Annotated in this window: 22 protein-coding genes and 1 pseudogene; 17 read left to right on the forward strand and 6 right to left on the reverse strand. The window is 39.7% G+C overall.

Annotated features, from left to right (window positions below; genetic code table 11):
* Positions 1 to 157 precede the first annotated feature (157 nt).
* Positions 158 to 514 (forward strand): annotated as a pseudogene (locus tag MST16_RS04995) (hypothetical protein); the annotation flags it as partial.
* A 243-nt stretch (positions 515 to 757) separates the two neighbouring features.
* On the opposite strand, the gene MST16_RS05000 reads toward MST16_RS04995, so the two are convergent.
* A complete protein-coding gene (locus tag MST16_RS05000) occupies positions 758 to 2,113 on the reverse strand; it encodes a sodium:alanine symporter family protein (RefSeq protein WP_180009989.1) in 1,356 nt (451 codons plus the stop codon).
* Positions 2,114 to 2,443: 330 nt separating this feature from the next.
* On the opposite strand from MST16_RS05000, the gene MST16_RS05005 reads away from it, so the two are divergent.
* The 7 genes from MST16_RS05005 to MST16_RS05035 all read left to right on the forward strand — a co-directional run bounded on the left by MST16_RS05005 (position 2,444) and on the right by MST16_RS05035 (position 9,093).
* Entirely contained in the window at positions 2,444 to 3,847 is a 1,404-nt protein-coding gene (locus MST16_RS05005; RefSeq protein WP_180009988.1) for an amino acid permease, read from the forward strand.
* A 342-nt stretch (positions 3,848 to 4,189) separates the two neighbouring features.
* Positions 4,190 to 4,399 (forward strand): lipoprotein, encoded by a 210-nt coding sequence (locus MST16_RS05010; RefSeq protein ID WP_372491094.1) that lies wholly within the window; start codon positions 4,190 to 4,192, stop codon positions 4,397 to 4,399.
* A 24-nt stretch (positions 4,400 to 4,423) separates the two neighbouring features.
* Positions 4,424 to 5,668, forward strand: a complete 1,245-nt coding sequence (lysA, locus tag MST16_RS05015) for a diaminopimelate decarboxylase (protein ID WP_180009987.1) — start codon at positions 4,424 to 4,426, stop codon at positions 5,666 to 5,668.
* A 13-nt stretch (positions 5,669 to 5,681) separates the two neighbouring features.
* Positions 5,682 to 6,527 (forward strand): diaminopimelate epimerase, encoded by an 846-nt coding sequence (gene dapF / locus MST16_RS05020; protein ID WP_111883917.1) that lies wholly within the window; start codon positions 5,682 to 5,684, stop codon positions 6,525 to 6,527.
* A gap of 84 nt (positions 6,528 to 6,611) precedes the next feature.
* Entirely contained in the window at positions 6,612 to 7,445 is an 834-nt protein-coding gene (locus MST16_RS05025) for an enhanced serine sensitivity protein SseB C-terminal domain-containing protein (RefSeq protein WP_168378269.1), read from the forward strand.
* Positions 7,446 to 7,522: 77 nt separating this feature from the next.
* Positions 7,523 to 8,440 (forward strand): tyrosine recombinase XerC, encoded by a 918-nt coding sequence (locus MST16_RS05030; protein ID WP_180009986.1) that lies wholly within the window; start codon positions 7,523 to 7,525, stop codon positions 8,438 to 8,440.
* Between the two features lie 281 nt (positions 8,441 to 8,721).
* The gene (locus tag MST16_RS05035) at positions 8,722 to 9,093 is read left to right on the forward strand and encodes a hypothetical protein (RefSeq protein ID WP_218945805.1); all 372 of its coding nucleotides are present in this window, start codon (positions 8,722 to 8,724) and stop codon (positions 9,091 to 9,093) included.
* A gap of 499 nt (positions 9,094 to 9,592) precedes the next feature.
* On the opposite strand, the gene MST16_RS05040 is transcribed toward MST16_RS05035, so the two are convergent.
* Complete coding sequence (locus tag MST16_RS05040) at positions 9,593 to 10,087, reverse strand: Lrp/AsnC family transcriptional regulator (protein WP_078190405.1); 495 nt, start codon at positions 10,085 to 10,087, stop codon at positions 9,593 to 9,595.
* A gap of 113 nt (positions 10,088 to 10,200) precedes the next feature.
* Here MST16_RS05040 and MST16_RS05045 point away from each other — a divergent pair, with 113 nt between their 5' ends.
* The 8 genes from MST16_RS05045 (at position 10,201) to MST16_RS05080 (ending at position 18,600) form a co-directional block, all read left to right on the forward strand.
* Positions 10,201 to 10,806: a LysE family translocator gene (locus MST16_RS05045; protein WP_180003342.1), complete on the forward strand. Its 606-nt coding sequence runs from the start codon at positions 10,201 to 10,203 to the stop codon at positions 10,804 to 10,806.
* A gap of 526 nt (positions 10,807 to 11,332) precedes the next feature.
* On the forward strand, positions 11,333 to 12,085 hold the full coding sequence (locus MST16_RS05050) for an electron transfer flavoprotein subunit beta/FixA family protein (protein WP_078192067.1): 753 nt from the start codon (positions 11,333 to 11,335) through the stop codon (positions 12,083 to 12,085).
* Positions 12,086 to 12,103: 18 nt separating this feature from the next.
* The gene (locus MST16_RS05055; RefSeq protein ID WP_180009984.1) at positions 12,104 to 13,036 is read left to right on the forward strand and encodes an FAD-binding protein; all 933 of its coding nucleotides are present in this window, start codon (positions 12,104 to 12,106) and stop codon (positions 13,034 to 13,036) included.
* 452 nt (positions 13,037 to 13,488) lie between these two features.
* The gene (locus tag MST16_RS05060) at positions 13,489 to 13,764 is read left to right on the forward strand and encodes a hypothetical protein (RefSeq protein ID WP_257222186.1); all 276 of its coding nucleotides are present in this window, start codon (positions 13,489 to 13,491) and stop codon (positions 13,762 to 13,764) included.
* Positions 13,736 to 14,122, forward strand: a complete 387-nt coding sequence (locus MST16_RS05065) for a hypothetical protein (RefSeq protein WP_257224571.1) — start codon at positions 13,736 to 13,738, stop codon at positions 14,120 to 14,122. Before MST16_RS05060 ends, MST16_RS05065 begins: the two co-directional genes overlap by 29 nt.
* 290 nt (positions 14,123 to 14,412) lie before the next feature.
* Positions 14,413 to 17,397 (forward strand): DNA gyrase subunit A, encoded by a 2,985-nt coding sequence (gene gyrA / locus MST16_RS05070; protein ID WP_180009983.1) that lies wholly within the window; start codon positions 14,413 to 14,415, stop codon positions 17,395 to 17,397.
* A 91-nt stretch (positions 17,398 to 17,488) separates the two neighbouring features.
* Positions 17,489 to 17,959, forward strand: a complete 471-nt coding sequence (locus MST16_RS05075) for a hypothetical protein (RefSeq protein WP_162689711.1) — start codon at positions 17,489 to 17,491, stop codon at positions 17,957 to 17,959.
* Positions 17,960 to 18,156: 197 nt separating this feature from the next.
* Positions 18,157 to 18,600: a DUF3887 domain-containing protein gene (locus MST16_RS05080; protein ID WP_180009982.1), complete on the forward strand. Its 444-nt coding sequence runs from the start codon at positions 18,157 to 18,159 to the stop codon at positions 18,598 to 18,600.
* A gap of 66 nt (positions 18,601 to 18,666) precedes the next feature.
* On the opposite strand, the gene gltP is transcribed toward MST16_RS05080, so the two are convergent.
* Complete coding sequence (gltP, locus tag MST16_RS05085) at positions 18,667 to 19,962, reverse strand: glutamate/aspartate:proton symporter GltP (RefSeq protein ID WP_078190399.1); 1,296 nt, start codon at positions 19,960 to 19,962, stop codon at positions 18,667 to 18,669.
* Between the two features lie 460 nt (positions 19,963 to 20,422).
* On the opposite strand from gltP, the gene MST16_RS05090 reads away from it, so the two are divergent.
* Complete coding sequence (locus MST16_RS05090) at positions 20,423 to 20,971, forward strand: hypothetical protein (protein ID WP_180009981.1); 549 nt, start codon at positions 20,423 to 20,425, stop codon at positions 20,969 to 20,971.
* A 119-nt stretch (positions 20,972 to 21,090) separates the two neighbouring features.
* Here MST16_RS05090 and MST16_RS05095 read toward each other — a convergent pair whose 3' ends face one another.
* The 3 genes from MST16_RS05095 to MST16_RS05105 are packed head-to-tail and all read right to left on the reverse strand — an operon-like array spanning position 21,091 to position 24,499.
* Positions 21,091 to 22,209, reverse strand: coding sequence for an ABC transporter permease (locus MST16_RS05095; protein WP_180009980.1), 1,119 nt, complete (start codon positions 22,207 to 22,209; stop codon positions 21,091 to 21,093).
* Positions 22,206 to 23,336: an ABC transporter permease gene (locus MST16_RS05100; RefSeq protein ID WP_180009979.1), complete on the reverse strand. Its 1,131-nt coding sequence runs from the start codon at positions 23,334 to 23,336 to the stop codon at positions 22,206 to 22,208. Before MST16_RS05100 ends, MST16_RS05095 begins: the two co-directional genes overlap by 4 nt.
* Entirely contained in the window at positions 23,336 to 24,499 is a 1,164-nt protein-coding gene (locus MST16_RS05105; protein ID WP_180009978.1) for an HlyD family secretion protein, read from the reverse strand. The genes MST16_RS05100 and MST16_RS05105 overlap by 1 nt, the downstream gene beginning before the upstream one ends.
* Positions 24,500 to 24,512 lie beyond the last annotated feature (13 nt).

Below are 24,512 nucleotides of genomic sequence, written 5' to 3' on the forward strand. Positions count from 1 at the left end.
AGTCACAGCATAGCGGTGAATACATCGAAAAACCAAGTTTTTATCGCATGAAATGACTGTTGAAGGTCAATTGATGTCGTTTTATTTTCAATAGCTGCACTTTTATATAGTAAGCACTTTATAATAGCGCATTATATTTTTTGAAATGGGTCACCACATGACTGAACTATTACGACATATCGATGCCATTGCACGTGAAAAAAATCGTGATGTGTTATTTGTGCATTTTGAAGAATATGATCATCAACATCCTGAGAAAAATACGGTACGTAATGACGTTATGCACTGGTTTGACCTGCAAAATCTCGAGTATTTCCCTTGTATGGGGCTAGAAGGTGAGTCTTTGATCGATAGCTATACAGGTGATTTATACCTTGACGTACCTTTTGATGAAAGCAGCCCTGCATATAAAACTCTCAGTGAATATCTTGAAGATGAACAAGGGAACATGAAAATTCAGGGGGTATTGTTCTTTTCTTTATCCTTGGAAATTGCCTTAGAAATCGAAGCGGATCTGATGGAAGCCAGTGCTGTAGATTCTGAATATGCTGAAAATGAGTTTGGTGACCAATTTGGCGAAGGCTTTATTGAAGATGCTGAGTCAGATCAAAAGGATGAATCCAATGAAAGCAACACGAAAAACGACAAATTTGATGATGGTCAAATCGGTACGATTCAATAAGTAAATATCGATTATCAGTCCGAATAAAAAAGCCACGTGAATTCACGTGGCTTTTTGTTTAGTAGCGTGAAAGGATTAGTACAGTTCACCTGATTTACGACGTGCAATAAAGTCCTTCGATTCTTTGGCAATAACACCAGAAAGTAACAACAGCGCAATTAAGTTTGGTACAGCCATCAAACCGTTAAAGGTATCGGCAAATAACCACACAAGATCAAGAGTCGCCACACAGCCTACAAAGACTGAAGCGATGTAAATCAAACGGTAAATCAAGACAAACTTTTCACCAAGTAAGTAAGTACAGCATTTTTCACCATAGTAACTCCAACCTAAAATGGTTGAGTATGCAAAGAAAATAATCCCGAAGGTGACGATCAAGCCGCCAAAACCCGGTAATAATTTATCAAATACGCTGATAGTTAAAACTGCACCAGTTTGGTCGCCAAAACTGTTGCCTGCCATAATAAAGCCCATGACCAAAACAATCCCGGTGATAGAACACACGATAATCGTATCGATAAATGTACCTGTCATTGAAACTAAACCTTGACGTGCAGGGTGATCCGTTTTCGCAGCAGCCGCGGCAATAGGTGCAGAACCCATACCTGCTTCGTTAGAGAAAACACCACGGGCAACACCATAACGAATAGCCGCACCAATCGCACCACCCGCAGCAGCTTCGCCCGTAAATGCATAGCTAAAGATCATTTTTAGTGCAGGGATCACCAATTCAAGGTTGGTGAAAATAATCATTAAGCCACCCAATACATAACCGACAGCCATAATAGGTACGATATAAGAGGATGCTTTAGAGATGGATTTAATTCCGCCGAGAATTACTAAAGCAGACAGAATAGTAATAACAATACCTGTAATCCACGTTTCAAGTCCGAGACTATTTTCAACAGCGAGGGCAACCGTATTGGACTGTACTGAACTGCCAATGCCGAAAGAGGCTAAAGTACCAAAGAGGGCAAAAATGACAGCGAGCCATTTCCACTTCAGTCCACGTTCAATGTAGTACATTGGACCGCCGCTCATTTCGCCATTTTCATTTTTTACGCGATATTTGACTGCGAGTACGCCTTCACCATATTTGGTTGCCATACCAAAGAGGGCTGTCATCCACATCCAAAATACTGCACCGGGGCCACCAAGGACGCAGGCTGTTGCAACGCCTGCGATATTACCTGTACCGATGGTTGCAGATAAAGCAGTCATAAGTGAGGCAAAATGTGAAATATCGCCTTCATGTGATTTGGCATGTTCATGCCTTCCAAACACTTGTTTAAATGCTAAAGGCAACATGCGGAATTGCCAGAATAGTAAACGGAAGGTGAGGAATACACCTGTTCCGACAATGAGGACCAACATGTATGGGCCCCAGACCCAACCGCTGAGTGTATTCATGAGTGTGTGTAGATCTTGCATAGTATCTTTCTTCTTATCGGTCCTGAGTGAATGCTACATTTTTGATATCTGTAGCAATTGATATGCCATTGTTAGAAACTTCCATGATTTTTGGCATAAATTTTTTATCGTTGGGAAAATATTTTTTGCATAGAATTGAAGTTTTTACAAGTAAATTGTTGTTTTGTTTGTCGCTTTGAATTTGGGATAGAGGTTAAGATTTTTATATATAAGAAAAATAAATTAACTTTGTCACTTAATCCGAAAATATAGATGATGAAAAATAATTTTGTATTTTCTGAAACTTTTACGTTAATTTGTCGCAATTGGAACGCGAAGTTGAATTAAATAATGTCAAATGAGAGTCATGGATCGCACGCCGATAGCGGCGATTTGAAACGAAGCCTGTCCAACCGACACCTGCAATTGATTGCGATTGGTGGTGCGATTGGTACAGGTTTATTTATGGGGTCAGGAAAGACCATCAGTTTAGCTGGTCCGTCCATCCTTATTATCTATATGATTATTGGTTTTATGGTTTTCCTCGTCATGCGTGCATTAGGCGAGTTATTACTATCAAATCTTGAATATAAATCTTTTATCGATTTTGCAACCGACTTAATCGGCCCGTGGGCAGGTTATTTTGTGGGTTGGACCTATTGGCTGTGCTGGATCACTATAGGGATTGCTGATTTATCGGCCATCATTTATTACCTGCAATTCTTTAATGGAGGTAACCCGTTCTCGCCCGAAGAAGGGGTGATGATCAGTGTTGCCGCCATTGTTTTTATCATGGGTTTAAACCTTGTTACGGTTAAACTTTTTGGTGAATTAGAGTTTTGGTTTGCACTGATTAAGATTATTGCAATCGTGGTGCTCATTGGTGTCGGTCTTTGGATGATCTTTACCGGTTTTACCTCATCGACAGGTGAAATCGCATCATTCACACATTTATGGTCACATGGTGGTCTATTCCCAACAGGAGTAACTGGCTTCTTGGCAGGTTTCCAAATCGCCATTTTTGCCTTTGTCGGCGTAGAACTCGTGGGTACTACGGCAGCAGAAACCAAAGATCCAGAACACAACTTGCCTAAAGCTGTGAACTCGATTCCGATTCGTATCATTATTTTCTATGTGCTGGCACTTGTGATTGTGATGTCCGTTACGCCATGGAATGCCATTGACCCAAGCATTTCACCATTCGTGAACTTGTTTAGCCAAGCCGGTATTGCTGCTGCTGCGATTATTATGAACTTGGTGGTGTTGTCATCAGTTATGTCATCGATGAATAGTGGTGTGTTCTCGACTTCACGTATGTTGTTTGGTTTATCTCGTGAAGAGCAAGGTCCAAAAGCGTTTGGCCGTCTAAACTCACGTGCAGTTCCGGCAAATGCGTTGTATTTCTCGGCAGTTTGTTTACTGTTGGGTGCGGCATTACAGTATTTCGTACCGAACACGGTTGAAGCCTTCACTTTAGCAACTACACTGTCGACGATTTTATTTATCTGCGTATGGCTCATGATTATCTGGAGTTATATCGTTTACTATAAAACTCGTCCTGAGTTGCATGCGAAATCAACCTTTAAACTACCGGGTGGTTTATATACCTGTTGGCTCGTGATTATCTTCTTCATCGGCATGATTTATGTCTTGTCGCTAGAAGCAGATACCATGAAAGCGCTCATGGTGAGCCCGATTTGGTTCATCATATTGATTATTGGCTATTTCGGTTTTTATAAGAAAAAGCACCATTAATTTACATTTTTGATCTGATGTAAAAACATAAATAGCTGCTCCTGAGGGGCAGCTTTTTATTTGGATATGGATTTATTTTAAGTTAAAACAGACTGTTTATTAGCGTTTCGATTTGTATTAAACAGCATTCAAATTGATATGCTATTTCAGTGAAATCAATAGCCTGATCGAGCTAGAAATAAAGACAAATAAGGATTGAAAACAGCACCATCAAATTTTGCTTAAATTTAGTGCAGAATGGCAAAAAGCTCACTTGGAATTACAGGGCTTTTCTTTTATCCGCGGGTTGATCACGTTATACTCGGAAAAATCTTTTCATTAGGTACGTTTATGTATCGTTTTATGAATTATAAAATTATTGTATTAGCAAGTGCTGTGCTGCTGACCGCTTGTGGTCAGTCTGGTGCATTGCATTTACCTTCAGATGCAAATGCAGATAAGCGCGCAAAATATCTGATTTATCCAGATACGCCTGCACAGCAAAAGCAGGAAAAACAAGCGGCTCCTGTTGCAACTGAATCGGAATCTTCAAATTCTAACCCTACACCTTAATGCTTTTATAGAAAGGATACTTTCATGAGTTTCACCCGTACGAATGGGGTATTGCATGCAGAGCAATGTTCTTTACAACAGCTTGCACAGCAATATGGCACACCGCTTTATGTTTATTCAAAAGCTACTTTTGAAAAGCATTATTCAGATATGGATCGTGCATTTAGCTTTATCGACCATCAAATTTGTTTTGCGGTAAAGTCAAACTCTAATCTTGCGGTGTTAAACGTACTTGCCAAGCAGGGCGCTGGTTTTGATATCGTGACGGGTGGAGAACTCGCACGTGTGTTAAAAGCCGGTGGTGAAGCTTCTAAAATTGTATTCTCAGGTTTGGGTAAAACTGAAGCCGATATCCAAAAAGCGTTGGACGTGGGTATTGCATGTTTTAACGTTGAATCACATGCAGAGTTGGATCGAATCCAAAAAGTTGCTGCTGCAATGGGTAAGAAAGCACCGATTTCATTGCGTGTAAATCCAGATGTGGATGCTAAAACCCATCCTTATATCTCTACGGGTTTAAAAGAAAATAAATTCGGTATTCCTTCAGACAGCGTTTTTGAAACTTATGCGTATGCGGCATCATTGCCAAATCTTGAGATTATCGGGATTGATTGTCATATCGGCTCACAGTTGACTGAAACTCAGCCTTTTGTTGATGCACTTGATCGTGTCATTGTGATGATCAATCAATTGAAAGAGATGGGGATTCAGCTAAAACACATCGATATCGGTGGTGGTTTAGGTGTGACTTACAAAGACGAAGTTCCACCAACTGTTGAAGAATATGCTCAGGCAATGCGTCCGGCTTTAGAAAAATTAGGCCTTAAGGTGTATATGGAACCGGGGCGTAGTATTTCTGCAAATGCAGGTGTGTTGTTAACCAAAGTTGATTTACTCAAACCGACCAATCATCGTAATTTTGCGATTATTGATGCTGCAATGAATGACTTAATCCGTCCCGCTTTATATGAAGCATGGATGGATATTCAGGAAGTAACACCTCGTACAGATACAGAAAAGAAAGACTGGGATGTTGTTGGTGCGATTTGCGAAACCGGTGATTTCCTCGGAAAGCAACGTCATTTGGCGATTCAAGAAAATGATGTGCTTGCAGTATTGGGTGCGGGTGCTTATGGTTTTGTCATGAGCTCAAACTACAACAGCCGCGGACGTGCTGCTGAAGTGATGGTTGATGGTGATCAGTCTCATTTGATTCGTGAGCGTGAAACCATCGAATCCTTATGGGAACGTGAACGTTTATTGCCTTAAGGAGAAATTCGAGATGTTATTAGAATTTACCAAAATGCATGGCCTTGGCAATGACTTTATGGTGGTCGATCTAATTAGCCAACGGGCTTATTTAGATACAGTGACGATTCAGCGTTTGGCTGACCGTCATTTTGGTATTGGTTTTGATCAGCTTTTGATTGTAGAGCCACCTGATTTGCCTAATGTCGATTTTAAATATCGTATTTTTAATGCAGATGGTTCGGAAGTTGAACAATGCGGTAATGGCGTACGTTGTTTTGCGCGCTTTGTGCATGAACGTAAGTTGACCAGCAAAACCAAAATCAAAGTACAAACCAAGTCAGGTATCGTAGAGCCTGAATTAGGTGCGAATGGTTGGGTGCGCGTCAACATGGGTTATCCACGCTTTTTGCCGCATGAAATTCCATTTATTGCGGAAGAGCCTGAAAACTTATACGACATTGCATTGGCGAATAATGAACAACTCACCATTGATGTAGTGAGTATGGGTAATCCGCATGCAGTGACGATCGTTCCTGATGTTATTACCGCAGACGTTGCTAAAATTGGTCCACAAGTCGAATCGCATGAGCGTTTTCCACAGCGTGTAAATGCAGGTTTTATGCAAATTGTGGACGAGAAACATGCACGCTTACGTGTATTTGAACGTGGTGTCGGTGAAACTATGGCCTGTGGTACAGGTGCTTGTGCAGCGGCAGTATCAGGTATGCGTCGTGGTTTATTAGCTAATTCGGTCGAAATAGAGTTGGCAGGTGGTAAGCTGCAAATTGAGTGGCAAGAAGGTGGTGTGGTTTGGATGACTGGACCAACTGCAACAGTTTACGAAGGACGCTTAGATTTAAGTTACTTCCAAGGTTAAAATCAAAGCCCTGATTCATTCAGGGCTTTTTTCATAAAATAAAAAGTGAATAAAAAATTATAATTCAATTGGATTGGAATCAACATGGAACAAATAAACGAAGAAATAAAAGAAGAAATCTTAGAACAACTTTTTCATAAAGCCTTACATGAACCCGCGTATCGACCCGAATTTTTAGCTCAGTTATTGGCAGCCAATGTGTATTGTGTGGGAACAACAGGGGGACGTGATTCACGTATTGCCGAAGATTTGATCTTGGATGAAGGCGACCGTATTCAATTGAAATCATGGGAAGATGAAACATATGATTGCGTCATTCCATTTTTTACGTCCTTGGAAAAAATGCGTTTAGCAATATCTGAAGAGGAGTCGTATATCCGGCTACCAACCAAGGCATTATTTGAAATGACTTTAGGAGCAAGGCTTGTATTGAATCCACAATCACCTGATGCGACGAAGGACTTTGTACCAGAAGAAATTCAACATTTGCTGAACGGGCAGTATATTCAGCCCTCAGAAAACTATGAAGTTACGGAAGATACGGAAGTTTTAATTGGTCAGCCGGCGGAATATCCGCAGTTTATGATTGATCAATTAAGCATTTTTTTCGGCACAGAGCGTGTGGTAAAAGCTGCTTATTTAGCGCAAATGCTGAATCAAGCTCGAGATGATTCACCGACTTTGTTGATCGGATTAGATTTAGAAGCAGGATTATCTGAACAACAAATTCAAGAATTGCACAGTAAAATTGGTCGTATCACACAGGATAGTTTAAAAGAGCAATGCCCAGTGGATCTGATCCATGTCAATCCGCACAGTGTCGATGGTGTAGAAGGGTATTTGCTTAATGAAACGCAAGCTTTTTACCAACGTGTTGATGGTAAGCCTAAGGGGTTCTTTGCTAGACTCTTTTCATAAAACAGATATGTAAGATCGCTTTAGAGAACGTACCACAACGCTAAAGCACATGTTGAAATGGGAGAAGACAGGTGACGATGGATCAGAGTCAACTACTGGCTATGTGGTTGAAGGAACGTGAAATTCAAAATCAGTCTAAACATACCTTGCAAGCGTATGAGCGTGATGTCAGTGATTTTCTCCAATTTTGTACAATACGCAACTTGCCACTGCATGATGTTGAAAAGTCAGATCTGCGTGAATTTGTCGCTTATAAAGTGGAACAGTTTCAGCTCAGTCCAAGTAGTTTGCAGCGCATGTTATCTTCGATACGCCAATTTATGAAATGGGCAGAACAAGGGGATTATCTCAGTTTTAATCCCGCAGATGATTTTCAGCTCAAACGCCAATCACGTCCTTTACCTGGATTGGTTGATATTGAAACCATTAAACAAATCATGGAACAACCTGAGCCGGAAAGTGAAACTCAACGCCAACTTTGGATACGTGATAAAGCGATTTTGGAGCTGCTGTATTCAAGTGGCTTACGTTTGGCTGAAGTGCAGGGCTTAACCATTCGAGATATCGATTTTAATCGACAACTGTTACGTATTACGGGTAAAGGGAATAAAACCCGCATTGTACCTTTTGGTTCTAAAGCCAAAGAGGCTGTGATGCATTGGTTGCAATTATATCTTGCATGGCATGGTGATTTTGTCCCAGAAGCTCAAGTTTTTATCACCCAAAAAGGTAATCCACTTGGGGTAAGGCAAATTGAAAATCGAGTTAAATTTCAAGCTCAACGTGCAGGTGTAAATGTTGATTTACATCCGCACTTATTGCGTCATTGCTTCGCCAGTCATATGTTGTCCAATAGCGGTGACTTGCGTGCTGTACAAGAAATGTTGGGGCATAGTAATTTAACCACCACGCAAATTTATACCCATGTGGATTTTGATCGATTGGCACAAGTTTATGATCAGGCCCATCCACGGGCGCAGCATAAAGATTCGTAACAATTGCAAATACGACTTTGGCTCGTAGTGGTCTAAATATTGCTTAAATTTATAGGCTAGATTTCACATTTTGCATCCTAAAGTGGTCTGCTTCATGAAAGTTAAATAAGGATGTGAAAAAATATTGGTAAAATTGACCGACATTTTGAACTATTGTCGCATTATAAAAATTCAAATTATCGGGTATAAAAATTGTCCATTATTGAATTGACGTAAGTGCCGAAGTGAAATTCGCCATTTACTAAATTGCTGTACCGTTAAAAAAATATATAGGCCATACCATGATTTCAGATATTCAAGAAAAATATGACCAGTTAAATGGTCAGCAAAAAGAAATTTTTGCAGGATACGGCTTACGCCAAATCAAACACTTCGTTGAAATTGGTTTGCCTGAAATAGAAGCTGTATTACCTGAAGGCTCACAGCTTCAAGGGATTAATGCCGATGGTAAAGTTCAGGCGTTTAATGCGGCGACGGGCCAATACTTTATTTGGATTTCGGATAAACAATGGCAGCTTACCAATAAAGCAACTGCTAAATTTGACAGTAAAGAAGATGCCCTCACCATTTGGCGTATTTTTGATTTGGCAAAGTATGAACTTATTGACCTAAGCCACATCCATCGTGACTTTTTGGAAAATCAGCCAGCCTAAACTATCCGGCAAATATACAACTCATGGGCTATCTTCATTGGATTTGGATGTTTAGCCCTTATATCACTTATACCATGACATCTTGATTTGCTCTTGTGCAGAGCGTTAGAGTGTTGACCTCATTTGGTTTTAAGCTTTCAAATGTACATTTGAGGTGAGCCGATGGACTTTCTTTGCATAGCTTAGCTGCCTAAACAAAATCTCTAAATGCCAACCCTTTTCGCTGCTCAGTGATTTAATTCATTCAGTCTTGATAGTGTGAGCCTAAAAATCAATGGTTTTCCTACTTGAGCAATTGAGCTTAAAGACCTCCTTAATAGTTCTCATTCAATTGCCGCAAATCATGATTTTTCTTTGCTTAAAATAAAAGGAAAATACCGCAAACTAGGTATTTGCATTCGAGGCTGTGAGGGTAATCCGTCACTACATTGCCAAGCTTGTAGTATCGGCCTTGTTGTTTTAAATGCTTGAGTTGTTTCTTGGCAGATCAATTGTGTGGTTATAAATCTTCTAACGGTAACTGGAAGCTTTGTTTGATGATTTGGCTTGGTAAATCAGTCTTTACACTGGTGATGCCATTTTTCTTGGTTAAGTGAGTAGACTGAAATTTACGGTAACTTTCTAGGTCAGGCACCACTACTTTGAGCATTGCATCGCACTCACCCAAAATAATGTAGCACTCCATGACTTGAGGAAGTTCTTTCATCGCTTCGATAAAAGTATCGATTGTTTCAGCATCTTGCCCAGTCAGCCAAATACGAGAGAATAAAATCAATTGAAAGCCAATCTTTTGTGGATCGACCACGGTGGTGTAATTCTGAATCACACCTGCTTCTTCGAGTAATTTGACCCGACGTAAACAAGAAGAAGGCGAGAGTCCAATTTCCTTGGCTAAGTCATTATTTTGCATGCGGCCATTATTTTGAAGTGCGCGAATGATATTTTTATCAATACGATCTAGTTTAACTAGAATTGACTTAGAAGATGTCTTCATAAAATAGAATATAATTCTAAAAATAATATCTATTATAGAATATTTGATATCCTATTTTAAAGCGATTCAAACATACTAATTTCACTTTCAGGACATAGAAAGGGAAAATTGAAATGTCTGTATTTGCTTTGTTTGCCTTAACGGTAATTCCCCTTATTTTCACACCAGGACCCGATATGCTTTTTATCCTGTCACAAGTGATGGGTAAGGATGCAAAAGCAGGCATGATGGCAACAGTGGGGGTGTGCTCAGGTTATTTGGTTCACTCGATTTTAGTGGCATTGGGTATTGCTGCGATTATCGTGTCATTTCCACTACTCTTTGAAATAATCCGCTGGTTGGGGATTGCTTATCTTTTATATTTGGCAACGCATTTGCTACGTTCAGTATTTAGCAGTAAAAAATTAAGTATTGAGAAAAAGTCAGCGTCCAACCCGATTAAAAAAGGCTTTTTTACGGCTTTACTGAACCCGAAAGGAATGTTGATATATTTTGCAATTTTGCCGCAATTTATCGATAAATCAGCGAGTACCGTGAGTCAAGGTTTGATTTTGTCCTTCATTTTTATTGGGCTAATTTTTGTAGTGTATTGTAGTTTGAGTGTAGTCTTTGCACGTATTACACAAAAAACTGAAATTGATGAACGCAAACAAAAGTGGATCGATGGTACATCAGGCGGTTTATTGGCTCTTGCTGCGACGTGGTTAATTGCCAATTAAAAACAGCAAATGTAAATAGAAATAAATGCCTTAACTAAAACCTTCGTGAAAGCGAAGGTTTTTTATATGTGCTGACTTTTGACAGATATTAAGAATGATAAATGGAGAAAAACACGCCAATTAGCTTCAGAAAAGTGAAATCAGCACTAAATTCATTATGCTTCTATCTTAAATGACAAGTTTAGATATGTTGCCGAATGTGTAGAGGGAAAGCTCTATTTCAGAAAGATTGATCGAAAATTGATATTAAATCAGATCTTTTGATGAGCTAAATCAATTAAAAAAATAATAAAAATCAATGCTTAAAAAATAACTGAATAATGCGTTTTTTTGAATAACTGAAGCATTCTTTAAAAAATGTGAACGATAAGTTCAAGGAAATTACGCTTTTTTACAGGTCTTTCGATAATTGTGACTTGACCGAAATGCCGTACACATTGCAAGATAGGGCACCTAAAAAATTTAAAGTGAAGAGTTAATATAACTTTTCTCAACATTTACATTTGCTAAAACAGCCGAGGATTACATGAAGGCTCTTGTTGCTGTAAAACGTGTGGTTGATGCCAACGTTAAAGTTCGCGTTAAGCCGGACAACAGTGGTGTTGACTTAACGAACGTTAAAATGTCAATTAACCCGTTCTGTGAAATCGCAGTGGAAGAAGCGGTTCGTTTAAAAGAAAAAGGAACTGTTTCAGAAATCGTTGTTGTTTCTATTGGTCCTAAAGAAGCTCAAGAACAAATCCGTTCTTCTATGGCGCTTGGTGCAGACCGCGGTATCCTTGTTGAAGCTGACGACAGCCAGTTAGGTGCACTTGAAGTTGCAAAAATCCTAAAAGGTGTTGTAGACGCTGAACAACCTCAATTAATCCTTCTTGGTAAACAAGCAATTGATGACGACTCTAACCAAGTTGGTCAGATGCTTGGCGCGCTTTTAGGTGCTGGCCAAGGTACTTTCGCTTCAGAAGTTAAAGTTGAAGGCGACAAAGTACAAGTGACTCGTGAAATTGACGGTGGTTTACAAACTGTTGAACTTGCACTTCCTGCAATTATCACCACTGACTTGCGTTTGAATGAGCCACGTTATGCTGCTCTTCCAAACATCATGAAAGCGCGTAAAAAACCGCTTGATACTAAGTCACCTGCTGATTATGGCGTTTCACCTGCGACTAAGCTTAAAACTGTTAAAGTTGAAGCTCCTGCAGAACGTAAAGCGGGCGTACAAGTGAAGTCTGTAGACGAGCTTGTAGATAAATTGAAAAACGAAGCGAAAGTGATCTAATACAGAAGGATAAAAATCATGAGTATTTTAGTTATCGCTGAGCACGACAACAAAGCACTAAATGGTGCAACTCTTAACGTTGTTGCTGCAGCGCAAAAAATCGGTGGTGATATCACTGTATTAGTAGCTGGTTCAGGCGCTCAAGCAGTTGCAGACCAAGCAGCTAAAGTTGCGGGTGTAAGCAAAGTATTACTTGCTGACGACGCAGCTTATGCTAATCAATTGGCTGAAAACGTTGCTAAATTAGTTGCTTCTATCGGTGCGGGATATTCTCACATCCTTGCTGCTTCTACGACAACAGGAAAAAACGTACTTCCACGTGCTGCTGCGCTACTTGACGTAAGCATGATCACTGACATCATTGCTGTTGAAGGTCCTAAAACTTTCAAACGTCCAATCTATGCAGGCAACGCGATTGCAACTGTAGAGTCTGGCGAGTCTGTTGTAGTTGCGACTGTTCGTGGTACTGCATTTGATGCTGTTGCAAGCGAAGGCGGCTCTGCTGCAGTTGAAGCTGTTGCATCTACTGGTGATGCTGGTATTTCTAAGTTCGTTTCTGAAGAAATCGTGAAATCTGAACGTCCAGAATTAACAGCTGCGCGTATTGTTGTTTCAGGCGGTCGTGGTGTTGGTTCAGGTGAAAACTATCACACTGTTCTTGATCCATTAGCGGACAAGCTTGGTGCTGCGCAAGGCGCATCTCGTGCAGCAGTTGATGCTGGTTTCGTACCAAACGATATGCAAGTGGGTCAAACAGGTAAAATCGTTGCTCCTGACTTGTACATCGCTGTAGGTATCTCAGGTGCGATTCAGCACTTGGCAGGTATGAAGGAATCTAAAGTGATCGTTGCGATCAACAAAGACGAAGAAGCGCCAATTAACTCAGTAGCTGACTACTGGTTAGTGGGTGACTTGAACACTGTAGTTCCAGAATTAGTATCTAAAATCTAATTTCTGAACGCAGTTCAAAACGCTCCTAAGCTTATGGTTTAGGGGCGTTTTTATTGTTTGAAGAATTAGTAGGTCTTCTTGGCAATGTTTAATCGATTAATTATACGTAAATGTACATATATAAATTGCACTTAGATGTTTCATGCTTATGAGGGTAGTGGATTCTTAGTTTAGTAGTTCAAAATTCATATAGTGTTTCTTATTATTGGTATTAGACACTACTGTAGCGTAAGGTATTTGTATGTTAAAACTTAAATGGTAAGTAAGCAGGCGCAATCGCTTGGTAATAGGATGGAAATTAATAAATTATAAAAAATACAAAGATTTAAAATAAAATAATAAAAATTTATCCTTCAAGTTTGAATCTTAAACTTAAAGCAAGCTTAAAGGATTGTATATTTTGTGTTAACATTGCTTTTTTATTGAACTTGCCCTTTAGGCTGAGTCTCCCTTTGAAATTTGATTTTCAGTTACCAGTCAGTGTATTGGTGCTGATGATCTGCTGTTTACTTTTTCCTGTTTTACAAAGTATCTCTTTTCCTTTATTTGATGGAATGACTGTTACAGCAGTTGAATCGGTCCAAGCATTGTTATTGCTGTTTTTTGCGATTTTTACTTTTTTCTATATTCGACCACTTGAAATGCAAGATGGAAAGAAACAATTTTGGTTGTGGGCTGTCGCATGGTGGTTGTTGCTATTTGGTCGTAGCATTAGCTGGGGGGCGTGACTATTTCCCTGATGCGCCTAAACCGTATTTTCGTTTAATTTCGGTATTCATGATTGCACCAGTCGTCTTTATGCTATTTTCGCCTTATTTGCGTCAAGAAATTGTACATAAACTAAAAACCTTGGCTTTGCCAATTTGTCCATTAGGCTTGGTGATATTGGGCTTACTTATTTCTGATGCAGTTGAGCATAGTCGAAGTCTTAGTTTTTTATTTTTGTACGATTTGGCTTATAAAGATTTCATCGAAGAAGTTTATGAGTTTCCGCTTATTTTAGGTTTGTTTTTAACAGCATACCCATGGATGCAGCAGGATCATGTACCTCAAGAATTAGAAGTCATGCAATATCATAAAGTGTGATTTTTATCACATTTATAGGGCTAAATTTGAAGCTTCGAAAAGAAATATTTTGAACATTAAACAACCTCTATTCGTAGAGGTTTTTTTCACAGCAAATAAAATCAAAATGCTTAAAATAAATACAAAAAATCATGGTTCTAGTGCAAGATGATTGGCACAAAAATCAGGGTTTTTATGCTATACTGTCCGACTTGATTTTTGATATTGGTTCAGTGTTTTTTGAACTAATTTTTACAGATTTACGATATATAAATGCGGGCAGAATTCTGCTTGTATAACAAGGAGTATGCATGAGCGTATCGGAAATTAGACCGATTGCCATTGAGGATGAACTGAAGAGCTCATATCTCGATTATGCAATGAGCGTGATTGTGTCACGTGCGTTGCCAGATGTCCGAGATGGTCTCAAACCTGTTCACCGTCGTGTGCTTTTTGCAATGCACGAATTGGGCAATGACTACAACAAAGCTTACAAAAAGTCTGCCCGTGTAGTCGGTGACGTCATCGGTAAATATCACCCACATGGTGACTTAGCTGTATACGAAACTATTGTTCGTATGGCTCAAGATTTCAGCTTACGCTATCAATTGGTTGATGGTCAGGGTAACTTCGGTTCTGTCGATGGTGACAGTGCAGCAGCAATGCGTTATACCGAAGTTCGTATGCGTAAATTGACCCACGAACTTTTAGCGGATCTTGAGAAAGATACCGTAGAGTGGGAAGACAACTACGACGGTTCTGAGCGTATTCCACAAGTCATGCCAACACGTGTGCCTAACTTGTTGATTAACGGTGTAGCTGGTATTGCTGTAGGTATGGCAACCAACATGGCTCCGCATAATATGACAGAAGTTATTAATGCATGTCTTGCTTATGCCAACGATCCGCACATCAGTATTGAAGGGTTAATGGAACACATTTCTGGTCCAGACTTCCCTACAGGCGGTATCATTTACGGTAAATCTGGCATTGTCGATGCGTACCGTACTGGTAAAGGCCGTTTGCATATCCGTGGTAAATATCACATTGAAGAAGACCAAAAATCGGGTCGTAGCACGATTGTCTTCACTGAAATTCCTTATCAAGTCAACAAAGCAAAAACCATTGAACGTATTGCTGAGTTGGTCAAAGAGAAAAAACTTGAAGGTATTTCTGAACTTCGTGATGAATCAGATAAAGAAGGGATGCGTATTGCAATTGACTTGAAGCGTGGTGAAAACGCTGAAGTGATTGTAAATAACTTATTCCAAAATACCCAATTAGAAAATTCATTCAGCATTAACATGGTCTGCCTCGATAATGGTCAGCCTAAGTTAATGAACTTGAAAGATATTATTGCAGCGTTTATCCGTCACCGTCAGGAAGTGGTTACACGCCGTACCATGTTCGAACTGCGTAAAGCACGTGAACGTGGACATATCTTAGAAGGTTTGACGGTTGCACTCGCAAATATCGATGCGATCATTGAAACCATCAAAACATCTGCAAACCCTAGCGAAGCACGTGAACGTTTACAAGCGGGCGAGTGGGCAGGCGGTGGTGTTGTTGCCTTGCTTGAAAAAGCAGGCGCGGTATCTGTCCGACCAGATGAAATTGAAGGCGAAGATCCAGCACGTCCATTTGGTTTAACAGGTGATATTTATCGTCTGTCTCCAACCCAAGTAGGTGCGATCTTAGAACTTCGTTTACATCGCTTAACTGGTCTAGAACAAGACAAGTTACAAGCTGAATATACAGAAATTCTAGGTCAAATTGCTGAATACACGGCAATTTTGAACGATTTCAACTTATTGATGAACGTGATTAAAGAAGAATTGGCTTTAATCCTTCAACAATATGGCGATGCACGTCGTACCGATATCGTGGAATCACGTATCGACTTCTCTCGTGAAGATTTAATCCCTGAAGAGCAAATGGTACTAACTGTTTCTAAATCAGGCTATGCAAAAACTCAACCATTGTCAGACTACGCTGCACAGCGTCGTGGTGGACGTGGTAAGTCTGCAACTTCAATGAAAGAAGACGATTACATCCAGCATTTGATCGTGACTTCAAACCACGCAACAGTGCTTTGCTTTACTAATGTAGGTAAAGTTTATCGTCTGAAAGTGTATGAAGTACCTCAAGCATCTCGTGGTGCGAAAGGTCGTCCAATGGTTAACCTATTGCCATTAGATGAAAACGAAACCATCACCGCTATTTTACCTGTGGTCGATGCGCCGAAGAAATTTAAAGAACGTTTGGCGGACTTTAAAGCATTTGTTAAAGCCAATAGTGCACAGCTACAAACCAATGAAGTGATTAATAGTCATTTTGCTGGCTTAGAAGCTGCGCTTGCTGAGACTGAAGACGGCGCAGATGATTTATCTGACGCACTTCGTATTCAGTTGAAACAATTGGGTCTAGAGTTATCTACGACTGATCTTGATGACGAAATCATCAATGACTTTGCACAGCAAGCGGAAGCCGTTCGTAAAAACTTCTACGTATTTATGGCAACAGAATACGGTACGATTAAACGTGTTGAGTTAGAGCAATTCTCGAATGTTCGTTCAAACGGTCTACGCGCGATTGAGCTCAATGGTGATGACACCTTAATTGGTGTTGCTATTACTGATGGCGAACAACAAATCATGTTGTTCTCAAACGAAGGTAAAGCCATTCGTTTTGCAGAAACTGACGTGCGTTCAATGGGCCGTTCTGCCAAAGGTGTTCGTGGTATGCGCGTGACCATTGGTGCAGCAGCTCAAGCTGAAGACGCTGAGGATGCGGATGTAGAGTCGGATGATGAAGATACCTCTGATTCAGCTTTAATTAGCCGTATTGTGTCATTGGTGGTTGTTCCTGAAACGGGTGAAGTACTTTGTGCTTCGGCTAATGGTTATGGTAAACGTACACCAGTAGATGACTTCCCAACCAAGAAACGTGGCGGTAAAGGTGTTATTGCAATCAAAACATCTGAACGTAACGGTGAACTTGTTGGTGCGGTAGCGATTGATGCGTCTAAAGAGCTGATGTTAATTTCAGATGGTGGTACGCTGGTTCGTACACGTGCGTCTGAAGTGGCACAAACAGGTCGTAATGCTCAAGGTGTTCGTTTGATCCGTTTAGGTGAAAGCGAAATCTTGGTCGGTGTTGTTGCGATCGAAGCAGTTGAAGAAGACGAAACTTTTGAAGAAGTGGAAGCAATCGAAACTGAGCAGCTTGTCGATGACTCAACGATTATTGATCAAAATGACAATGAATCAGATCTCAATGAGCCTGAAGAAGACTAATTGAAGATTGAGAAAAGAGGGCGCTACGGCGTCCTTTTTGATAGATGAATAGTATTAACAAAAATTTATATAAACAAGAATAGTGACTTAAATGTATTTCAAAAAATTAATTAGAACCAAAGGAATAGTCATTTGTTTTGCATTAATGGGATGTAGTGAGCCGACGTCTGTAGAGTTTAATGAAGGTATAAAAAAAGAATCATCTATTCCTTATAAGCTGACACCTTTGCAACTTAAACACATTGAGCAATTGTATGTTGCTATACGTGATAAAGATTTAGATCAAATCCAGAAAATAACAGATGAGAAGTTTTATCAAGCTTTGTTAGAAGATCCAACATTATTGCCAGAAATATCTTCATATATTCCATATTTTGAAAAAGTTTTAGATTATAAAATGTTGGAATATAAAAGTATTAAAAATAGTGTGCATGGTGAACTAATTGAAGCAAACCTTAAGTATGAATACGAGCAGCAAACTGTATTTTACACCGTATTATTTAAACAAGATGATCCTTTGGCTAAAATTATCGGTAGTCATCTAAAGTTGGTACTTAAATAAACCCTTAGAATTTTCAGTGGTACTTTATTTAAATACATAAAAAGTGAAGCTCATTTACCTTGCGTAAGTGAACAGAGTTTAATTTAATGTACTGTCAACAAGTTGGAAAGAGAAAAGTTAAAGAGATATCTTAATTTTAATATCAACTTTGAAGTTTTATATATACTCAAAAGCTTAAATTAGGAATAAGTGTGGTTATGAAGGCAAATTTTTTGTTACTAGGTTGTGTCATAGCGTTGTCAGGTTGTGACCAAATTGGCCAAAAAGCATTAAATGCAATACCAGACCCAAGTGTTGAACAGACTGAAGTAGCCCAAGCTGCCTATGATCAATTACGTGAAGGCAATTTTGAAAAGTTGTATACCTACTTTGAACCAGAACTCAAATTGAAGTTTGAACAGAATGAAAAAGAGCTGCGTAAATTTGCACGAGGTATTCCGAAACAAGATTACTCACGCAAAAATATAGTAGCAAAGCACATTGAAAAATCGACTGAAAAGCCGTCTTTATATACGGTCACTTATGAGTACGGTTATACCAATAAAAACCTTGTACAGTATGATGTAAGTTTTGATAAGCCGGCAGGAAGTAACAAAATTCGAGATTTTAATATTTCAGTGTTTGGTGAAAAAAATAAATAAAATTTGGTGAAAAATAAAACAAAGCTGTAAAAAGGACGCCGAAGCGTCCTTTTTTATGGTATAAAATTAAGCGGCATCTTTTAGATTAGCGGCATAATTTTTTTGTTTTTCAGTATCAAATTGGCCTTCCCATTTACTGATCACCAGTACCGCAAGTGCGTTACCAATTACATTCAGTACAGTACGTGCCATATCTAAAATACGGTCAATACCTGCAATGAATGCCAGACCTTCAAGAGGAATACCGACACTGCCGAGAGTCGCCAGCAAGACCACGAAAGAAACGCCAGGTACACCTGCAATCCCTTTAGAGGTAATCATTAAGGTCAGTACTAGAATCACTTGTTGGGTGATTGTCAGATCGATCCCGTAAAGCTGAGCAATAAAGATAGCCGCAATACTTTGATATAGTGTCGAACCATCGAGGTTAAATGAATAGCCAATTGGAATTACGAAACTGGTAATCGGTTTCGGGGCACCATAAGCTTCCATTTTTTCCATAATACGGGGGAGGACAGTTTCAGAACTTGCAGTTGAATACGCGAGAATCAATTCATCTTTTAAGATCTTGATAATGGCCCAAACACTGAAGCCACAGAATTTAGCAACTGCACCTAATACAATGAAAATAAAGAAGAAGATTGCACCATAAACTAAAACTGCAAGTTTAAGCAGTGGCACAAGTGAGCTGAAGCCGAAATTCGCAACAGTTGCAGCAATCAAGCCGAATACACCAATAGGTGCAAACATCATGATCATGTGCGTAACTTTAAACATCGTTTCAGAAACAGCGGTCAACACTTTAATTAAAGGTTGTTTTACTTCTTGATCAAGCGCACCTAAACCTACACCAAACATCACAGAGAAAAAGATGATTGGGAGCATTTGACCACTCGTCAAAGCTGCAAAAAAGTTAGATGGAATAAGTGAAAGTATTGTTTGAATCAAACCATGAGAATGTTCACTGACTTCATGTGTTGTTTCTTGATACTTTGAAATATCGACTTGCGTCAATGCAGACATATCAATGCCGGCACCAGGTTGGAATACGTTGGCTGCAACTAAACCGACTAAAATAGCAACGGTGGTAATGATTTCAAAATAAATAATTGTTTTGAAACCAAGTTTACCTAAGTTACTACCGTGACTTGTATTGGCAATACCTAAAATAAGCATCGACACAACAAGCGGAATAACGATCATCTTAATGAGGTTAATAAAAATTGAGCCCAAAGGCGTCAAAAAGTTATTAACTAAAGCATCACGATATTCAGGAGAATAGTGTAGGAAAGCACCAACAAGTATACCTAGAATGAGAGCAATCACGATTTGCCAGGCAAGGCTCACCTTAATCTTTTTCATACATCAGCTCTTATGTCAGATTTGGGAGAAAAAAGCCCACAGTCATCCACGAACAAATGTTGCAGATAGACTGAATCCGCCATGACAAAAAGTTCTGAATAATTTGGGAGATAAATACGATAATATTTTGCAGTTTATATGAGAATACAGCCAACGATTTTGATCAAAACCAAACTGTTTGATCGATAAATTATCATTTTAAGTTGTATAAGCGATTCGATTGTTAAATTTAATTTATAAAACGAATAAAATTGAGTTATTAATAAACACTTCACAAAATCTCTGATTTACCTAGAAAGATCGAAAAAACTAAATGTGAGCCTGTATTTTTCATTTTTATATAGAAGTTTGCTTTATACTTGTGAAGCAGATAAATCAGTGAAAATTCTATAAATCACACAGATTATCCGAAATAAATTTTAACTTTATATATTTTAATAATAACCAGAGGGCTTGTACGGTGTTGAAAAAATTAGTCGTCATCATTGCTTTAATCTTACCTATAACGGCTTGTGAAAAAATCGGCGATTTCTTGATTGCAAAATTCGAATCAAGCCTACCAAGTGAGACAAGCTCACAGCGTATCAAGTCAGAAAAATTATTCGCAGCACTACACCAACCCCATCAAGACAGCTTTTTGGTATTGGTTGAAGAAAATGTTCGTGATGCGATGCTGGCAGATCCAGAGCTGTTTTCACGTATGAAAAAGCTGATTCCTGCAGGTCAACCTAGCGCTGAGGCGGAAGTGATTCAGCGAATGGCAAATACTCGGCTGGGAGAAGGTGAGACCACAACAATTGTGTATAAATATGATTATCCGCAAAAAGAACTGTATATGAGTGTGGTCTTTGCAGGTCATGATGGGGACGATAAAGTGAAAGGATTCTGGCTTGAAAACGCTGCAGAAAAAGAATCAGATGATTTGGTTACTGAGATCACTTCAGATGCAGATGATTTTGATATTCAAGTGGATGAGGCATCGACTGTGACGCCAACAGCATACAGTTAATTGGCGACAGAAAGCATTAAAATTTCAGACATGCTAAGAAGCAAAGCGTTCGAGTCTATGATGAATAGGTTTGAACGCATTTCGCTTGAGACCAGACATGTCTTACAGCACAAACAGTTTTATCTTTTGGCAAACTTTAAACGCCAGACAGCAAGACATAAAAAAATCAGTCCAATACTTGTGAGGTAAAGCAGTTTAGGAATGACGATTGCTGTTGGCACACCCATCTGATTGAGTTGAAGGAACATTTGAATGCCTTGGGTCGAAGGTAATGCTTGAGCGAGTATTTGCATCCATTTAGGCATAGCTGCATGTGGCCATGCCGTTCCCGAAAGTAGAAATAGCGGAATAGAACTAAAAACGATGACATGTCCTGCACGTTCTGGCAGGTCAAGAAAAGTTGCGAGATAGAGGGTCATCGCAATAATACAACTGAGGAAGATGGGTACAGCAATGAACATGCCCCACAAATTTCCACCCCGTGGATAGTCATTCAGCCAAAAGGTAAAACCAAATAAATAGAAGCACCCCAAAGTTCCAATGGTCAAAATACACAAGAAAATGCCAGCTAATTGTGTATAGCTTGGACGCCATGTGGTGTTTTGTCGATAGGTCGCAATCAGCATGCACAGACCCAATAAAATCGTCTGATGAATAATTAAGGGAGCAACCGCTGGGAAAATATAGCTGCCATAGCCTGAAAGTGGATTAAATAATGGAATCTTATGAATCGACAAAGCGGGGCTAAAATCAGATATGTTCTGGAATTTTTCTGCATATTCGACGAGGGCATTTTCCATAGAACTGGCTAAACCTAAGCCAATTTTTTGAGTCTTTAGAAAGTTTGCAGCACTGAGATATAAACCAATTCCACCGGTTTCACCACGGCGAATGCTATTTGAAAGATTACTCGGCAACAGTAAAATCCCGTCAGCTTGCTGACTTCTGAGCATATTTTCAGCCTCAGCAAAATTACCAGTCACAGCTTGAATTTCTACATTGGGACTATTGGCTACAGCACCAATAATCTTATTAGTGAGTATGCTTTGTTCCTCATCCACCACAATGATAGGGAGCGATTCTGCGTGTTCCGCTTGATAGGCAATGGGATAAAAAAAACTGTAAAGAAAAACAGAAAGCACTAAGGTGGTAAAAATCGAACTGTGCTTCACAATATCTTTAAATGTTTGAATATAGTGTCTGAGCAAATTTGATAGAAATGACACGATTACATTCATATGACTTGCTCCTTTAGTACTTTACGTAGAAAGAAGCTGGCGAGAACCAAATAGAACAGACAGTAAATGATCAGGGTGATAAGCGGTGTGATTGAAATGGAGATTGGGCTACCAATGACCCATTGTTCTGTTTGTAATTTGGCATAAGGCGTATAGGGAATAATATTGGCCCAGAACTTTGTAAACATTGGCGCGTTATTCAGCGGCAATGTCACCCCTGCAAAACTGAGTGATGAGCCACCATACACAGCGATAAAACCAAATGACTTGGTGAGATCACGTGTCGCCAAAACCACGGTAGAACTGATAAAGGCATAGGCTGTATAAAAAAACAATTGCCCGAGCAAAATGAGCAGTAATGAACCTTGAACAAACCACCCTCTAAACACAATCAGCCAGAACATCCACGCCCAAGTCCAAGCGGTAAAAATGAAAACATAACTGAGATTTTTAGCGATTAAAGCTTGAAAGACAGAACTTGGATTCACCCATTGATTTACAGTGTCATATTTGATTTCTTCACCAACCGAAAATGCGACGCAGCAGCAGAGTAATAAATGCAGAATCGCAGGAATCATGTACGGCTCTAAATAGAACTCATAATTTAAACCTGGATTATATAAAGGTGAAATTTTGACATTGGGCGTCGGTGCATCGAGGTAGGGAATGGTATTTTGTAAATAGTGATGACCACTAAAATCGGCCATGGCTTGCAATGTACTTAGCAGCATGGCTGATGAAATACTATTGCCGACACTAAAATAGCTTTGGTTATAGGCAATGCTGATTTCTGCATCTTTTGCTTGAACCAGTCGTTGCTCTGCGCCAGCAGGAATATGAATATAGCCCCAAATTTGAGTCTGATTTAAAAGCTTTTCAGCATCATCCATACTAGGTGTAATGGTGGCTACTTTTAAAGTATGGTTGAGCTGCGCAAAATGAGTAATGTTACGGCTTAAACTGCTTTGATCTTGGTCTATGATCGCAATGGGTAAATGATCTGGTTTGCCTTGAGCAAACATATTGGTAAAGAGCAAAATCACAAGGGCAGGGGCAAGTGTGACCATACACAAGTCCCATTTATGCTGCATCAAATAGCGAAACTCACGCAGAATGCCCCTAAACATTATTTACGCTCTTCAATTTTAAACAAAACGCTCATACCCACTTTTAAGTCAGCAATCGGCTGAGCGGGTTTCAGTTGGACTTTAAAACTACGAATGTCATAGCCGCCCGTTTGCCGCGTGGTTTTAATCGTTGCAAATTCACCTTCGGCTTCGATGTGATCAATTTTAAAATCGGCAGATTTGTTCAGTGCGGGTATAAATCCATGCATGGTCTTGAGTTGATACACTTGAGCATACTGGTCTTCACGGACATTTAAGCTAATCCATAAGCTATCATCTTGAATCAGGCTTACAACGGGCACACCCATCGCAACTAATTCTGAAACTTTGCCATAGGTTTTTGAAATGGTGCCATTGGAGGGTGCAAACAATTTGGTTTCCGCCTCAAGTGCATTGGCTTCAGCTAACGCGGCTTGCGCAATCTTGACTTGGGCATCTGCCGAGCTTTGTTGTTGCGGTGTACTGCCACGTTTTGCACGCGCATATTGTTGATAAGACGCTTCTGTCATTTGTGCAGCAGACACTGCGGCAGCTTGCATTTCATCACGGCGTTGTCGTGAAATGACACCTTCTTTATAGAGGTTTTGACCACGTTGGTAGGTGGTTTGCGCCAATTGTTGCTGTGCTTTTAGACTTTGCCAATTGGCATATAAACTATCAATATTTTCTTGTTGAGAGCCACGTTCAGCTGTGGATTGCAGTGCTTGCGCAGATTGGAGAGCAGCTAAAGCCTGTTGTTTCTTTGCATCGACTTCGGGGCTGGTTAAACGAACCAGTGCTTGACCTGCTTGTACTTTTTCACCGTCATGCACATATATTTCTTCGATACGACTGGGTACTTTTGTACTAATGTGGATGGTTTCTGCCTCTACTCGACCTTGTAATTCAACCTGTTTAGGCTGATAACTTTTCCATAGACCAAATGCGATCAATGCCAAAAGCAGAACTAAGACAATGCCAATCACGAGCTTGATCAAAGCAGATTTATTGCGACTTTGCACTGAGCTTTTTTTCGTCTCTGTATCAGTATTGGTATACACTTTCTTTGGAGTATCCTCAGCAGTATTTGCTGTAGACGAAACGTTTGAACTCGAGACATTGGATTGGGATGTTTCAGCATTCGCAGAGGCATCTTCTTGGTGATCAGTTGGTTCCTGATTCATATTGTTTCCCCTC

The organism is Acinetobacter sp. YH16040_T, assembly GCF_024605785.1.
GTDB lineage: Bacteria > Pseudomonadota > Gammaproteobacteria > Pseudomonadales > Moraxellaceae > Acinetobacter > Acinetobacter amyesii.